This is a genomic window from Bacteroides faecichinchillae JCM 17102 (genome assembly GCF_000614145.1).
Taxonomy (GTDB): Bacteria; Bacteroidota; Bacteroidia; order Bacteroidales; family Bacteroidaceae; genus Bacteroides; species Bacteroides faecichinchillae.
Genome location: NZ_BAKK01000006.1, coordinates 143489 through 160059, shown reverse-complemented (window position 1 = coordinate 160059; position 16571 = coordinate 143489). Strand labels below are relative to the sequence as shown.

12 protein-coding genes and 2 pseudogenes are annotated in these 16571 nt (G+C 38.5%); all 14 read left to right on the top strand.

The features are described from left to right. The first annotated feature begins 14 nt into the window (after positions 1 to 14). Positions 15 to 1415: a C1 family peptidase gene (locus tag JCM17102_RS05080; RefSeq protein WP_025074250.1), complete on the top strand. Its 1401-nt coding sequence runs from the start codon at positions 15 to 17 to the stop codon at positions 1413 to 1415. A gap of 501 nt (positions 1416 to 1916) precedes the next feature. Further along, positions 1917 to 3266, top strand: coding sequence for a Na(+)-translocating NADH-quinone reductase subunit A (locus JCM17102_RS05075; protein WP_025074249.1), 1350 nt, complete (start codon positions 1917 to 1919; stop codon positions 3264 to 3266). Positions 3267 to 3320: 54 nt separating this feature from the next. Next, complete coding sequence (locus JCM17102_RS05070) at positions 3321 to 4487, top strand: NADH:ubiquinone reductase (Na(+)-transporting) subunit B (protein WP_025074248.1); 1167 nt, start codon at positions 3321 to 3323, stop codon at positions 4485 to 4487. A gap of 16 nt (positions 4488 to 4503) precedes the next feature. Further along, positions 4504 to 5178 (top strand): Na(+)-translocating NADH-quinone reductase subunit C, encoded by a 675-nt coding sequence (locus JCM17102_RS05065; RefSeq protein ID WP_025074247.1) that lies wholly within the window; start codon positions 4504 to 4506, stop codon positions 5176 to 5178. 21 nt (positions 5179 to 5199) lie between these two features. Next, complete coding sequence (locus JCM17102_RS05060; protein ID WP_025074246.1) at positions 5200 to 5835, top strand: NADH:ubiquinone reductase (Na(+)-transporting) subunit D; 636 nt, start codon at positions 5200 to 5202, stop codon at positions 5833 to 5835. A 126-nt stretch (positions 5836 to 5961) separates the two neighbouring features. Beyond that, positions 5962 to 6588: an NADH:ubiquinone reductase (Na(+)-transporting) subunit E gene (gene nqrE / locus JCM17102_RS05055; RefSeq protein WP_025074245.1), complete on the top strand. Its 627-nt coding sequence runs from the start codon at positions 5962 to 5964 to the stop codon at positions 6586 to 6588. A gap of 27 nt (positions 6589 to 6615) precedes the next feature. After that, positions 6616 to 7880 (top strand): annotated as a pseudogene (nqrF, locus tag JCM17102_RS26285) (NADH:ubiquinone reductase (Na(+)-transporting) subunit F); the annotation flags it as partial. 384 nt (positions 7881 to 8264) lie between these two features. Then, positions 8265 to 8447 (top strand): hypothetical protein, encoded by a 183-nt coding sequence (locus JCM17102_RS05045; protein WP_025074244.1) that lies wholly within the window; start codon positions 8265 to 8267, stop codon positions 8445 to 8447. Positions 8448 to 8487: 40 nt separating this feature from the next. Further along, positions 8488 to 9821: pseudogene (locus JCM17102_RS26280) on the top strand (DEAD/DEAH box helicase). Positions 9822 to 10403: 582 nt separating this feature from the next. Then, positions 10404 to 11471 (top strand): 3-phosphoserine/phosphohydroxythreonine transaminase, encoded by a 1068-nt coding sequence (gene serC, locus JCM17102_RS05035; RefSeq protein WP_025074243.1) that lies wholly within the window; start codon positions 10404 to 10406, stop codon positions 11469 to 11471. A 102-nt stretch (positions 11472 to 11573) separates the two neighbouring features. Next, a complete protein-coding gene (locus JCM17102_RS05030; RefSeq protein WP_025074242.1) occupies positions 11574 to 12494 on the top strand; it encodes an NAD(P)-dependent oxidoreductase in 921 nt (306 codons plus the stop codon). Between the two features lie 139 nt (positions 12495 to 12633). Then, entirely contained in the window at positions 12634 to 13881 is a 1248-nt protein-coding gene (locus JCM17102_RS05025; RefSeq protein ID WP_025074241.1) for a DUF1015 domain-containing protein, read from the top strand. Positions 13882 to 14859: 978 nt separating this feature from the next. Continuing rightward, positions 14860 to 15468 (top strand): IMPACT family protein, encoded by a 609-nt coding sequence (locus JCM17102_RS05020; protein ID WP_025074240.1) that lies wholly within the window; start codon positions 14860 to 14862, stop codon positions 15466 to 15468. A gap of 12 nt (positions 15469 to 15480) precedes the next feature. Further along, positions 15481 to 16566 (top strand): HpaII family restriction endonuclease, encoded by a 1086-nt coding sequence (locus tag JCM17102_RS05015; RefSeq protein ID WP_025074239.1) that lies wholly within the window; start codon positions 15481 to 15483, stop codon positions 16564 to 16566. Positions 16567 to 16571 lie beyond the last annotated feature (5 nt).

The window sequence follows — 16571 nt, the reverse complement described above, 5'->3', positions numbered from 1 at the left end:
AGTATATTAAAGTTATGAATAAACGAATTTTATCTGTTTTTGTTATATGTGCTCTTTATTATGCAGCACAAGCACAAGAAGGAAAAGGCGGTATCAGCAATGCTATGATGCAGCAGATCAAACAAACTTATCAAGAAACATCCGCTGATAAAGCTATCCGAAACGCTATCGGTAGTAACGACATCCGTAAGCTGGCTTTGAATCAGGATAATATGAAAGGTATGGATACGCATTTTTCCATCAAAGTGCCTTCTAAAGGTATTACTGATCAGAAGTCATCGGGACGTTGTTGGCTTTTCACTGGGCTAAATGTGATGCGTGCCAAAACCATTGCTAAATATAATCTTGGTTTTTTCGAATTTTCGCAGATTTATCCTTTTTTCTTTGACCAACTGGAAAAAGCAAACCTTTTCTTACAAGGTATCATTGATACCAGTGATAAACCGATGAACGATAAAATGGTGGAATGGCTCTTTAAACATCCTTTGAGTGATGGAGGTACATTTACAGGAGTTGCCGACATTGTAAGCAAATACGGTTTGGTTCCCAAAGAAGTGATGCCTGAAACAAATAGCAGTGAAAATACTTCCCGTATGGCAGGATTGATTACTTTAAAGCTACGTGAACAAGGATTGCGACTTCGGGACATGGTGTCAAAAGGTGCTAAACCTGCAGCTTTGGAAAAGGCTAAAACGGAAATGCTAGGTACCATATACCGTATGTTAGTTCTGAATCTTGGTGTCCCTCCCACTGAATTCACTTGGACACAATATAACTCAAAAGGTGAGGCTGTTGAGACGGCTACATATACTCCGCTTTCTTTCCTAAAGAAGTTTGGCGATGAAAACTTGATCGGTAACTATGTAATGTTAATGAACGACCCAAGTCGCGAGTATTACAAGTGCTACGAAATAGATTATGACCGGCACCGTTACGACGGAACTAACTGGAAATATGTGAATCTTCCGATCGAGGATATTAAGGAAATGGCAATTGCTTCCTTAAAGGACAGCACTATGATGTACTTTTCCTGTGATGTAGGCAAATGTCTGAATTCTGATCGTGGCCTTCTTGACGTTAATAACTATGATTATGAATCTCTGTTGGGGACTTCTTTGGGGATGGATAAGAAACAACGTATCCAAACCTTTGATAGTGGTTCAAGTCATGCTATGACTCTCATGGCTGTAGATCTCGATAAAAATGGAAAGCCGACCAAGTGGATGGTTGAAAATAGTTGGGGAACTGGCGCTGGCTATCAGGGACATCTTATTATGACTGACGAATGGTTCAATGAATATATGTTCCGTCTTGTTGTAGAAACGAAATTTGCAACTCCAAAAGCTCTTGAAATACTGAAGCAGAAGCCGATACGTCTTCCTGCCTGGGATCCTATGTTTGCCGAAGAGGAATAATTTCTTCTCTGTCGCATACTGGACGTAGATAATCTCTATTGGTAACACATAACTGTGATATTAAGTCCTGTGGTTGAAGATTTGGTGAGATATATTTAATATAGGGATACTCTCTAAAAGACACTACTTCGCCTCTTTCTTGTCCATAGGATATCTATTAGAGTATCATGTCAAAGTATTAAAAAGGAAGTCAGTTTATGTGGAAGTGACTTCCTGTCCTTTAGTGAATTGGAGGAATAAGTAAAGAAAAAAAAGTTTGCATAAAATAGTTCTCTTAAGTGAGAACTATTAAAATCTTATTTGAATATACTATGTATAAAGGCTTTCTGCGATTTCTCTTTAGTTCTTTTATTTACTTCAAAACAGAGGAATGATACCAACGTGCGCGAACACGAAAGGAATTACGGAAATTTCTCCGTAATTCCTTTCTTTTTTCCTCTTGAATCACATTATTATTTATTACTTTTGCGGCAAATTTATGAAACCATTATTTTATATAGCATGGCAAATGTAATAAAGTTACGTAAAGGCCTTGACATAAACCTGAAAGGAAAAGCTGCTGAGACGTATACAACAGTGAAGGAGCCGGGATTCTACGCACTTGTACCCGATGATTTCCCTGGAGTGACACCGAAAGTAGTTGTGAAAGAGCAGGAGTATGTGATGGCTGGTGGACCCTTGTTTATTGACAAGAATCATCCTGAAGTGAAATTTGTTTCGCCTATAAGTGGCGTAGTGACGAGCGTAGAACGTGGCGCCCGCCGTAAAGTATTGAACATAGTAGTGGAAGCTGCTGCTGAACAAGACTACGAAGATTTCGGTAAAAAGAATGTGGCTTCTATGGATGCTGATGCTGTGAAAACTGCTTTGTTGGAAGCAGGAATTTTCGCATTTATCAAACAACGTCCGTATGCCATCATTGCTGATCCGACGGTTACTCCGAAAGGAATCTTCGTTTCTGCATTCGACACCAATCCATTGGCTCCCAATTTCGAGTTTGCCTTGAAAGGAGAAGAAACAAACTTCCAAACAGGTCTTGATGCTCTCTCCAAAATGGCAAAAACTTACCTGAACATCAGCGTGAAACAAACTGCTGCTGCTCTGACTCAGGCAAAGAACGTTATCATTACCGCATTTGATGGTCCGAACCCTGCTGGAAACGTAGGTGTTCAAATCAACCATTTGGATCCGATATCTAAAGGTGAAACGGTATGGACTATCGATCCTCAAGCCGTTATTTTCATTGGCCGTCTCTTTAATACGGGCCGTGTAGACTTCACACGTACTGTAGCCGTTACAGGTTCCGAAGTGTTGAAACCTGCATACTGTAAACTACAGGTAGGTGCACTGTTGACAAATGTTTTTGCCAGTAACGTAACAACTGATAAAGATTTGCGATACATCAGTGGCAATGTATTGACAGGTAAACAGGTGTCTCCAAACGGATTCCTTGGTGCTTTTGATAGTCAACTGACTGTGATCCCTGAAGGTGATGAAATTCACGAAATGTTGGGATGGATTATGCCTCGTTTTGATCAATATAGCGCTAACCACTCTTATTTCAGCTGGCTGATGGCCAAAAAGGAATACACATTGGATGCACGTGTGAAAGGTGGCGAACGTCATATGATCATGTCTGGTGAATATGATAAGGTATTTCCGATGGATATTCTGCCTGAATACTTAATTAAAGCGATCATTGCTGCTGATATCGACCGCATGGAAGCACTGGGTATCTATGAAGTAGCTCCTGAAGATTTTGCTCTCTGCGAATTCGTCTGCTCTTCGAAGATGGAATTGCAACGCATTGTCCGTGCCGGGCTTGATATGCTTCGTGCAGAAATGGCATAATAATGTTCGTATGGCAAATCGTAAATTGTAAATCGTAAAATTGTAAATATATTAATGAAAGCGTTAAGAAATTATCTCGATAAGATAAAGCCGAACTTTGAAGAGGGCGGCAAATTCCACGCATTCCAGTCGGTGTTCGACGGCTTCGAAACATTCCTATTCGTGCCCAACAAGACTGCGAAAACGGGAACGCATATACACGACGCCATCGACAGTAAACGTATCATGTCGATTGTGGTTATCTCATTAATACCGGCTTTGTTGTTCGGTATGTACAACGTAGGTTACCAACATTTCACTCATACAGGTGCTACTGGCAGCTTCATCGAAATGTTTATCTACGGATTCTTGGCTGTATTGCCTAAAATTATTGTATCGTATGTAGTAGGTCTGGGTATTGAGTTTGTTGTAGCTCAATGGAAGAAGGAAGAAATTCAGGAAGGATTCTTGGTTTCTGGTATCCTGATCCCGATGATTGTACCGGTAGACTGTCCGTTGTGGATTCTTGCCGTAGCTACTGCATTCTCTGTAATTTTCGCAAAAGAAGTATTCGGTGGTACAGGTATGAATATTTTCAACGTAGCTTTGATTACTCGTGCATTCTTGTTCTTTGCTTATCCGACTAAGATGTCCGGTGATGCCGTTTGGGTATCTGGTGACAGTATCTTTGGTATGGGACAGGCTGTAGATGGATTGACTGTAGCTACTCCATTGGGACAAGCTGCAACAACCGGTGCGGTTCCTCCATTCAGTCTTGATATGATTACAGGTCTAATCCCAGGCTCTATCGGTGAAACAAGTGTGATCGCCATCCTGATTGGTGCTGCTATCCTTTTGTGGACTGGTGTTGCAAGCTGGAAAACAATGATCTCTGTATTTGTGGGTGGTGCTTTCATGGCTTGGGTATTTAATACCGTTGGTCCTGATACTGCAATGGCTCACATGCCTTGGTACGAACATCTTGTATTAGGTGGTTTCTGCTTTGGTGCTGTGTTTATGGCTACTGACCCTGTAACTTCTGCGCGTACAGAAACAGGTAAATATATCTTCGGATTCCTGATTGGTGTAATGGCTATCGTTATCCGTGTACTGAATCCAGGTTATCCGGAAGGTATGATGCTCGCCATCTTACTGATGAATATCTTCGCTCCGTTGATTGACTACTGTGTAGTACAGAGCAACATCACTCGTCGCGAAAAACGTGCTGTAAAGTCTAATTAATAAATACCGAATGAAAATGAATACGAATAGTAATAGTTATACTATCATTTATGCTTCGGTAATGGTTGTTATCGTTGCATTCCTGCTGGCATTCGTTAGTTCTTCTTTAAAAGAAACGCAAAGTAAGAATGTACAGTTGGATACTAAGAAACAAATTCTCGCTGCTCTGAACATCAAGAATGTGGAAGATGCGGATGCAGAATATAAGAAATATGTAAAAGGTGATATGCTGATGAATGTAGATGGTACGCTGGCTGAAAATACAGGTGAATTCGTTACCAATTACGAAAAAGAAGCAAAAGAAAATCAACGTTTGCACGTATTTGTATGCGAAGTAGACGGTCAGACTAAATATGTAGTTCCTGTATATGGTGCCGGTCTTTGGGGGGCTATCTGGGGATATGTTGCACTGAACGAAGATAAAGATACTGTTTACGGTACTTACTTTTCACACGCAAGTGAAACTCCAGGTCTGGGTGCCGAAATTGCAACTGACTGGTTCCAAAAAGAGTTTGAGGGCAAGAAAACAATAGAAAATGGTGCTGTCGCTCTTGGAGTTACTAAGAATGGTAAGGTAGAGAAACCTGATTATCAGGTAGACGGTATTTCCGGTGGTACAATCACATCGGTGGGCGTAGATGCCATGTTGAAGGCTTGTCTAAATAGTTACTTGAGTTTTTTAACTAAATAATAAAGGAGGAGAAATAAGAATATGGGACAGTTGTTTTCAAAGAGAAATAAAGAAGTATTCTCTGCTCCGCTGGGAATGGATAATCCGGTAACCGTACAGGTGTTGGGTATTTGTTCGGCACTTGCTGTAACTGCTAAACTGGAACCTGCTATCGTAATGGGGCTTTCAGTAACAGTGATTACTGCATTTTCTAACGTTGTTATTTCACTGTTGCGTAAAACCATTCCTAACCGTATCCGTATCATCGTTCAGTTGGTGGTTGTAGCAGCTTTGGTGACTATCGTAAGTGAAATTCTGAAAGCGTTTGCTTATGACGTAAGTGTACAGCTTTCTGTTTACGTAGGTTTGATCATCACAAACTGTATTTTGATGGGACGTTTGGAAGCATTTGCCATGCAAAATGGCCCTTGGGAATCGTTCCTTGATGGTGTGGGTAACGGTTTGGGATATGCAAAGATTTTGGTAATCGTAGCTTTCTTCCGCGAATTGTTTGGTTCGGGAACAATACTTGGTTTCAACATCTTGAACTATGAACCGATTCAGAAAACTGGATACGTAAACAATGGTCTGATGCTGATGCCACCGATGGCATTGATTATTGTAGCTTGCATTATCTGGTATCAACGTGCACGTCACAAAGAACTGCAAGAAAAGTAATAATATAAATGAAGAATGAAAAATGAGGAACGAAGAATTGGGACTGCGTAGTGTGTGCACTTTTATGTTGCCGTTCGTGGTGCTTTTTCAATCTGACTTTTTCTTTCTTAATTCTTAATTAAAGATATGGAACATTTATTAAGTTTATTCGTCCGCTCCATCTTTGTGGACAACATGATATTCGCATTCTTTTTGGGTATGTGTTCATACCTAGCTGTATCGAAGAATGTGAAGACTGCCGTAGGACTAGGTATTGCTGTAACTTTCGTGTTGATCGTTACTCTTCCGGTCAATTATTTGTTGCAAACTAAGGTGTTGGCAGCTAACGCTATTGTCGAAGGTGTTGATCTTAGTTTCTTGAGTTTTATTCTTTTTATTGCCGTTATTGCTGGTATCGTGCAATTGGTAGAAATGGTGGTAGAGCGCTTCAGTCCGTCGCTGTATGCTTCACTTGGTATCTTCTTGCCATTGATTGCTGTAAACTGTGCCATCATGGGTGCTTCGCTTTTCATGCAACAGCGTATCAACCTGGCGCCGAGCGATCCGAAATATATTGGTGACATTTGGGATGCACTCTCTTATGCATTGGGTTCAGGTATCGGTTGGTTACTGGCTATTGTTGGTTTGGCTGCTATTCGTGAAAAAATGGCTTACTCGGATGTACCTGCTCCTTTGAAAGGCTTGGGTATCACATTTATCACAGTAGGTTTGATGGCCATCGCATTTATGTGTTTCTCTGGTTTGAACATCTAATAAAGAAAGGAATAAACAATGGATATGAATTTAATATTAGCGAGCATTGGGGTATTCCTTGTGGTTATTCTGCTGCTTGTTATCATCTTGTTGGTTTCCAAGAAATTCTTGGTACCTTCAGGAGACGTGAAACTTACAATTAATGGCGAAAAAGAACTGGAAGTAGCTTCCGGCTCTACTTTGTTGAACACGCTGTCTGTAAACGGAATATTCTTGTCATCTGCTTGTGGTGGTAAGGGCTCATGTGGTCAGTGTAAATGTCAGGTACTTGAAGGTGGCGGAGAAATCTTGCCTTCTGAAGTTCCTCATTTCAGCCGCAAACAGCAACAAGATCACTGGCGTCTGGGTTGTCAGGTGAAAGTGAAAGGTGACATGGCTATTAAGATTGATGAATCTGTACTTGGCGTAAAAGAGTGGGAGTGCGAAGTTATCTCCAACAAGAATGTTGCTACATTTATAAAGGAATTCATCGTTGCACTGCCTAAGGGAGAACACATGGACTTTATTCCAGGATCTTATGCACAGATCAAGATCCCTAAATATACAATGGATTACAATAAAGACATTGATAAGGGCTGATCGGTGAGGAATATTTGCCGGCTTGGGAGAAATTCGGTCTGTTTGGCCTGAAGTGTACAAACAACGAAGAAACAATTCGTGCTTATTCTATGGCTAACTACCCGGCAGAAGGTGACCGTATTATGCTGACAGTACGTATTGCTACTCCACCGTTTAAACCGAAAGATCAAGGTCCTGGATTTATGGATGTACCTGCTGGTATCGCTTCTTCATACATTTTTACCCTGAAACCGGGTGACAAGGTGATTATGAGTGGTCCTTACGGAGACTTCCATCCAATTTTAGATTCTAAAAAAGAAATGATGTGGATTGGTGGTGGTGCTGGTATGGCTCCGTTGCGTGCACAAATCATGCATTTGACGAAGACATTGCATATTACAGATCGTAAAATGTCTTATTTCTATGGTGCACGTGCTTTGAATGAGGTATTCTATTTGGAAGACTTCTTGCAGATTGAAAGAGACTTCCCGAACTTCACATTCCATTTGGCACTAGACCGTCCGGATCCTGCAGCTGATGCAGCAGGTGTGAAATATACTCCAGGATTTGTTCATAATGTAATTTATGAGACATATTTGAAAAATCACGAAGCACCGGAAGATATTGAATATTATATGTGTGGTCCTGGTCCGATGTCCAAAGCTGTTGAGAAGATGCTTGACGATCTGGGTGTTCCGGCACAAAACTTGATGTTCGATAACTTCGGAGGATAATATTCGAACAAGCCTGAACTTGTAAAACTTCAGAAATGGTTCTTTGCTGCTTATAGTATGTAAGCTGAGAGTTCAAGTTAAATAGCTTGAGGTATTATTTCAGAAACGAAGTATGTACTGTAATATGGAAAGAACAGTTTTAAAGTTAAAGAGTCTATTTTCCTGAGTGAATATTCATTAGAAATATAGCATATAGGACTAACGGGAGATCTGAAAAAGACAATTATGTCTTTCAGGTTTCCCGTTTATTTTTTAGCTTTTCACTTTCATTTCTAATTGATAAATTTCATATAGATTCCAAATATAGTTTCCTGTTTTTTATTAATACTATCTATTATTTTTGTACATTTGACACCAATATTGATCTTTTAAATACATTATGTTATGGAATATCACCGTATATCTTTTATCTACAATGACACAGAATATTCGTTTACCAAAGCTATCAATGAAAATCTTACAGGATATGCCTTGATTTCAGCCTGTCGGGCGGAGGTTGTAATTTATATGAAGGAACATGATTTGAAAGGTCGTTACATATTAACAGGCATGGCTAAAATATCATAATTTACTTTCATTCTTCATTTCTTTTCATATCTTTGTTTACATGTTACAGAATAATGAAATAATAGAGTCAGCCCTTCGTAATTTGAATATTGAGGCGCTGAATCCGATGCAGGAAGCATCACTAGAACAAGCTATGGGCAAGAAAGACGTGATTCTCTTGTCACCTACAGGTTCAGGTAAGACTCTGGCATATCTGTTACCTTTGTTGCTCACCCTGAGAACAGATGATAACAGTGTACAGGTATTGATTCTTGTTCCTTCACGTGAGTTAGCTTTGCAGATAGATACTGTATTCAAATCAATGGGTACTTCTTGGAAGACTTGTTGTTGCTATGGTGGACATCCTATTACGGAAGAGAAGAAAAGTATTGTGGGTAATCATCCTGCTATTATTATAGGTACACCAGGACGTATCACTGATCATTTATCAAAAGGAAATTTCAATCCAGAAACTATCCATACATTGATTATTGATGAATTTGATAAATCGTTGGAGTTCGGTTTTCATGATGAAATGGCGGAGATTGTCAATCAACTACTGGATTAAAGAAACGGATTCTTTTGTCTGCTACTGATACTAAAGAAATCCCTCAATTCACAGGACTAAACCGAACGGTTAAATTGAATTTCCTTCCGGAAGCTTCTGAGGAGCGAGATTCTCGTTTGACTTTGATGAAGGTGATATCTCTTTCGAAAGATAAAATAGATACACTTTATAATCTGCTTTGTACTTTGGATAGTAGTTCTAGTATTGTTTTCTGCAATCATCGGGATGCTGTAGATCGTGTACATAAATTATTAGCAGAAAAAAAATTGTCTGCTGAACGTTTTCATGGAGGGATGGAACAGCCCGACCGAGAGCGTGCATTATATAAATTTCGTAACGGTAGTTGTCATGTTCTGATTTCTACCGATCTTGCAGCACGTGGACTTGATATACCTGAAATTGAGCATATCATTCATTATCATTTGCCAGTGAATGAAGAAGCGTTTACACATCGCAATGGTCGTACTGCCCGATGGGATGCAACAGGTACTTCATATTTGATTCTTAATGAAGAAGAAAAATTGCCATCCTATATTTTGGAAGACATAGAAACGGTAGTATTACCGGAGAATCCTCCTCGTCCTCCGAAATCGGTTTGGGCTACTATCTATATAGGTAAAGGAAAGAAAGAAAAGTTGAGTCGAATAGATATTGCCGGATTCTTATATAAAAAAGGTAATCTAAATCGCGAAGATGTTGGAGCCATTGATGTGAAAGAACATTATTCGTTTGTGGCAATTCGTCGTACTAAGGTAAAGCAATTATTAAATCTTATTCAAGGTGAGAAGATCAAAGGAATGAGAACCATTTTTGAAGAAGCCAAGTAAAAAAAAGAGGTAATAAATGCTTTTTAAATTTGCCTCTTAATTGATGAGGTGTTTAAACGTTAATATGGGTCGGTTATTGAACTGCATTACTATGACGTTTTTATATGTTGCTATATAATTAGAAGGTTGTCAGAAATAGTATAATATTTTTTGAAACAATAGTTCCGTAGAAATATATGTATCTTTTAATTAAGAGATATATTAAGTCTAAATGTATGCTTTTAGGCAGAGATTTTGTAGTTTTAGGCATTAGTGAGAATGGAGTTAATTCGAGAGGATAGGTCTTTTCTAAGTCATTATTCGAGTCTCAATATCCCTCAATTTTCCTTTTATAATTATATCAAAAGCCTTTTCATATCCATATTTCTTGCAAGACTTTATTTTCGTCTAAAATCCCTAACTTGATATGTATAGATAACAATATGGTGTATATTTCCTGTATAAACCAATAAAAAGAAAGAGAAATCTGCTTTAAAACAGTATTTTTATAAGGAAAGATTTGTGTGGCGGAAATTAATTCGTAAATTCGCAGGGTCTAACGACATAAACTAACGAAATTGTTAAACCAAAAACAAACTTCAAATGAAAAAGCATAATTTCAATGCAGGACCTTCCATTCTTCCGCGTGAGGTGATAGAGGATACAGCGAAGGCTATTTTAGATTTCAACGGCTCTGGTCTCTCTCTGATGGAAATCAGCCATCGCGCTAAAGACTTCCAACCTGTGGTTGATGAAGCAGTGGCCTTATTCAAGGAATTACTTAATATCCCCGAAGGTTATTCGGTATTGTTCTTGGGTGGAGGAGCTAGTATGGAGTTCTGCATGGTGCCTTTCAACTTTCTTGAAAAGAAAGCTGCTTACTTGAACACTGGCGTTTGGGCTAAGAAAGCAATGAAAGAAGCGAAGGGATTCGGAGAGGTTGTCGAAGTTGCCTCTTCTGCTGAAGCCACTTATACATACATTCCGAAAGATTACACAGTTCCGGGAGACGCAGATTATTTCCATATTACCACTAATAACACCATTTACGGTACTGAGTTGAAGAGTGATCTTGACTCTCCGGTTCCCATGGTAGCTGATATGTCTTCTGATATTTTCTCACGTCCGATTGACGTTTCTAAATATATCTGTATCTATGGTGGTGCACAGAAAAACTTGGCTCCTGCAGGTCTTACTTTTGTAATTGTAAAGAATGATGCTGTAGGTAAAGTTTCCCGTTACATTCCGTCTATGTTGAATTATCAGACACATATTGACAATGGTTCTATGTTCAACACTCCTCCAGTAGTACCTATTTACGCAGCATTGTTGAACTTACGTTGGATCAAGGCACAAGGTGGTGTAGAAGAAATGCAACGTCGTGCTATCGAAAAGGCTGATATGCTATATGCAGAAATCGATCGTAACAAATTGTTTGTAGGTACCGCTGTTAAGGAAGACCGTTCACGCATGAATATCTGTTTTGTAATGGCACCTGAGTACAAAGACCTTGAAACTGATTTCATGAAGTTTGCTACAGAAAGAGGTATGGTAGGTATCAAAGGACACCGTTCGGTAGGTGGTTTCCGTGCCTCTTGTTACAATGCAATGCCGAAAGAAAGTGTACAGGCTTTGATCGACTGTATGCAGGAATTTGAGAAACTTCATTAATATTATTTTCGCCACAGGTTACATAGAATTCCGGATTTTGAATAAAATAATCTGAAGAAGTTTGCGTAATCTGTGGTGAGTCTTTATAAATAGAACTAGATTATGAAAATACTTATAGCTACTGATAAACCGTTTGCGAAAGTTGCTGTAGACGGTATTCGTAAAGAAATAGAAGCAGCAGGTTATGAACTTGCTTTGTTGGAAAAATATACAGAAAAAGCTCAACTGTTGGATGCAGTGAAAGATGCTAATGCTATTATTATCCGTAGTGATATTATTGATGCCGAAGTATTGGATGCTGCCAAAGAATTGAAAATCGTAGTTCGTGCAGGTGCAGGATATGATAATGTAGATCTGGAAGCTGCCACTGCCCATGGTGTATGCGTAATGAATACTCCGGGACAAAATTCTAATGCTGTAGCCGAATTAGCTTTGGGTATGATGGTTTATGCCGTTCGTAACTTCTATAACGGAACTTCTGGTACTGAATTGATGGGTAAGAAATTGGGTATTCATGCTTACGGAAATGTAGGTCGCAATGTAGCACGCATAGCAAAAGGCTTTGGAATGGAAGTGTATGCTTATGATGCATTCTGCCCAAAGGATGTGATCGAAAAAGATGGTGTAAAAGCACTTGATTCAGCAGAAGAATTGTATAAGACTTGTCAGGTAGTATCTCTTCATATTCCTGCAACTGCTGAAACTAAAAACTCTATTAATTATGCTTTGCTGAAAGATATGCCGAAGGGTGCTATGTTAGTAAACACAGCTCGTAAGGAAGTTATTAACGAAGTTGAGTTGATTAAGTTGATGGAACAACGTGTTGATTTTAAGTATATTACAGATATTATGCCTGCAGCTAATGCTGAATTTGCAGAGAAATTTGCGGGACGTTATTTCTCAACTCCTAAGAAGATGGGTGCACAGACAGCCGAAGCAAATATCAATGCAGGTATTGCTGCTGCTAAACAAATCGTAGGTTTCCTAAAAGACGGTTGCGAGAAATTCAGAGTGAATAAGTAATATTCAAAGTCATTAGTAAGTATTTGGAATAAAAACAGTTCACTATAAAACGTCTATTATAGAAATAAGTAGTATATTTGAGCCACAGATTTTCAATAAGTCTGTGGCTTTTAATTTTTCATATAAAATACCTATTATCATGGCTATAATTAAACCTTTCAAAGGCATTCGTCCTCCACAAGACCTGGTTGAGCAGGTAGCTTCACGCCCTTATGATGTACTGAACTCCGAAGAAGCCCGCGTAGAAGCGGAAGGTAACGAAAAGTCCCTTTATCATATCATTAAACCTGAAATAGATTTCCCAGTTGGTACGGATGAACACGATGAGCGTGTATATGAAAAAGCTGCCGAGAATTTCCAACTTTTCCAGGACAAAGGCTGGCTGGTACAGGATGCAAAAGAGAACTATTACATCTATGCTCAGACGATGAACGGCAAAACCCAATATGGGCTGGTAGTCGGTGCTTATGTACCTGATTACATGAATGGTGTTATCAAGAAACACGAACTGACACGTCGTGACAAAGAAGAAGACCGTATGAAACATGTTCGTGTGAATAATGCCAATATCGAACCTGTTTTCTTTGCTTATCCTGATAATGTGAAACTGGATGGTATCATTAAGAAATATGTAGCTAATAAACCTGTTTATGACTTTATCGCTCCGGGTGATGGTTTTGGCCATTCATTCTGGATTATAGATCAGGATGAAGATATTGCTACTATCACTTCTGAATTTGCTAAAATGCCGGCTCTTTATATTGCCGATGGGCATCATCGTTCTGCAGCTGCTGCATTGGTAGGTGCCGAAAAAGCGAAGCAGAATGCAAATCATTGTGGGGATGAAGAGTATAACTATTTTATGGCCGTTTGCTTTCCTGCAAATCAACTAACTATCATTGACTATAACCGTGTCGTGAAAGATCTCAACGGATTGACTCCGGAACAGTTTTTGGCAGCTTTACAGAAAAACTTTATTGTGAAAGAGGAGGGAATTGATATTTATAAACCGTCAGGTTTACACAATTTCTCTCTTTATCTGGAGGGTAAGTGGTATAGTTTAACTGCAAAGATCGGTACTTATGATGATAATGACCCTATCGGAGTGCTTGATGTGACCATTTCTTCTAACCTGATATTGGAAGAAATTCTAGGAATTAAAGATCTCCGTTCTGATAAACGCATTGATTTTGTTGGTGGTATTCGTGGTTTAGGAGAATTGAAGAAAAGAGTAGATAGTGGTGAAATGAAAGTAGCGTTGGCTCTTTATCCGGTATCAATGAAACAATTGATGGATATTGCGGATACTGGTAATATAATGCCTCCAAAGACTACTTGGTTTGAACCAAAACTGCGTTCAGGGTTAGTGATTCATAAGCTAGACTAAGAGAACTTTTATAAATTCGAGCGGTCAATTCATCATAATCATCCTATTAGTTGTATTGAATTGACTGCTCATTTATATATGATTGACCGTATAACGTTACTAAATTCATCGTGTAATGTTATTAAATTAACCGTATGAAGTTATCGGATTAACCGTTCATTTTTATATATAGTTTCTTTTTAGGAATACATATACTAAAATCATTCATTTGATAATTGCTATTTCATTTTCATTCATCGTCATATTTTGTTCTATCTGTATGTGTTATAATTACTTATGATGAAGAAGCAGATTTAGTTTCTTTTCTGTATGTCATATCTTTCGGGTTGAATCTTTTACGACAATAGAAAGTGGTATAAATATGTTCCTTCATTATATCTCTCAGATTGATAACGATATACAGTAAAATATGACATGACAGAAAAGAGATTTCATTTACTTTCCGTAGACGGGATTTCTAAAAGAATGATTGAAATATCTCAGGATAATCTTCTCAATGTTTGATTCAAACTTCGTTTGTGATTAAAAAAAAGATCGAATAGTTTATCACAGAACATTGAAAGGTTTGAAGTTAAACATTTCATTGGTAATTAAAGTATTTGATTCAATAAAGTTGAGTGTTCAATCCAGTTCTACTGACTTCTCGATCTGCAAAAGAAGATCAGTCGTATCTTGTGAAAAAAACGATTAATCTAAGTACATCTTTCAGCCAAGTCATGTACATCTTTCGATCTGTTATTGTATATCTTTCAAACAACTCTAGTATATCTTTTGAGTAACTTTAATATGTCTTCCAAAGAAGTCTAGTACCTCCTTTCAATTGTTCTAATACAGATAATGATAATGTGAGTTCAAGAGACAATATGAGTTTTTTCTAAAATTGCAAGGCATTTTTTAACTTGTTTAAGTTCCTGTTAAGTAAACAATAATTTCTAGGTGAGAGATGGAATTCTATCAATAAAGCCGTATCTTTGCACCATGACTGCTGAAGATACTTATAAAACCATAGTCGAACCTTCCGAAGGTATTTATACAGAAAAGCGAAGCAAGTTTATTGCTATTGCCCTTCCTGTGCGTACGATCGATGAAATTAAGACACATCTTGAAACGTATCAGAAGAAATATTATGATGCCCGTCATGTATGTTATGCATACATGTTGGGAGCAATGCGAAAAGATTTTCGTGCAAACGATAATGGAGAACCTTCCGGAACCGCAGGTAAACCAATACTAGGACAGATAAATTCGAATGAACTGACTGATATTCTGATTATTGTAGTCCGATATTTCGGAGGAATTAAGTTGGGTACAAGTGGCTTGATTGTAGCTTATAAAGCTGCTGCTGCCGAAGCAATTGCGGCTGCAACTATTATAGAAAAAACAGTTGATGAAGAAGTAACGGTAATGTTTGAATATCCTTTTATGAATGACATCATGCGTATCGTGAAAGAAGAAGAACCGGAGATTATCAGTCAAATCTATGATATGGATTGCAGTATGACGTTGAGAATCCGTAGTTCGATGATGTCAAAATTGCGTGCAAGGTTGGAAAAGGTGGAAACAGCACGTATTATGGATAAAAAATGAAAACAGAAATATATGGCATTTGAAGCAACAAAAAGAGAATGGTGTGAACTAGTAACCTTCTTCCGTTTACTTGCTGACGGAAAAGTGGCATTAGGTACAGTTGATGCGAAAAAAGGAAGTATATGTTGGCCTATTGCTATGATTCAGCGTGCAGAACATGATGGTACACGTCGTTATTATATAGAAAAAGAAGATATTCGTATCGAAAGTGAGAACAGTACTAGATCTATACCTCGTGAAGATTTTAGTATAGTAGCAGATTTGATAATACAAGCTGTAAAGAGTTCATCGGGGAATGAAGTAACTTCTCCGGCCGGAGTGGAAGAGTTTCTGGATGAAGTGGCTATCTTTGATTTGGAGGCGAAAACGGAAGACCGCACAGATTTTTCTATTGCTTTCTGGCATCCTGAAGCACCTCTGAGCGGATTTATTGTACGCTCGCGGTTGAGTGTTATGAATCCGTTGTTAGATGGGGGACGTGCCGCAAACTTGAAGCTGGAACAGAGTGGAATCAAATTTGCTACTCCCACAGTAAATAAGATTAATGCATTACCGGAATCGCCGACTGAGGTGGCTGAGCGAATCATGATGATTGAGCGTTTGGGTGGTGTGCTTAAATATTCAGATGTAGCTGATCGGGTATTTCGTAGTAATTTGTCGATGATTGATTTACATTTTCCACGAGTGCTGGCTGAAATGGTACGTATTATGCACTTAGATAATGTGACTCGTATCAGTGAATTAACTGGCCTTATTAAGCAAATCAATCCTTTAAAGATAAAAGATGAATTGATTAATAAACATTGTTTTTATGAGTTTAAGATAAAGCAGTTCCTTATGGCATTAGCATTGGGGATGCGTCCTGCAAAAATATATAACGGGCAGGATTCTGCTGTAGAAGGGATATTACTAATGGATGGAAGTGGTAATGTGCTATGTTATCATAAATCAGAAAAACAGATGATGGAAGATTTTCTTTTCTGGAATTCACGTTTGGAGAAAGGATCGTTGGATAAAGATAAATACGGCTTTCTGGAAAAAGAGAATGGTACGTATTATTTTAAATTGAATGCTAAGATTGGATTGACGAAACGATAAGTGTA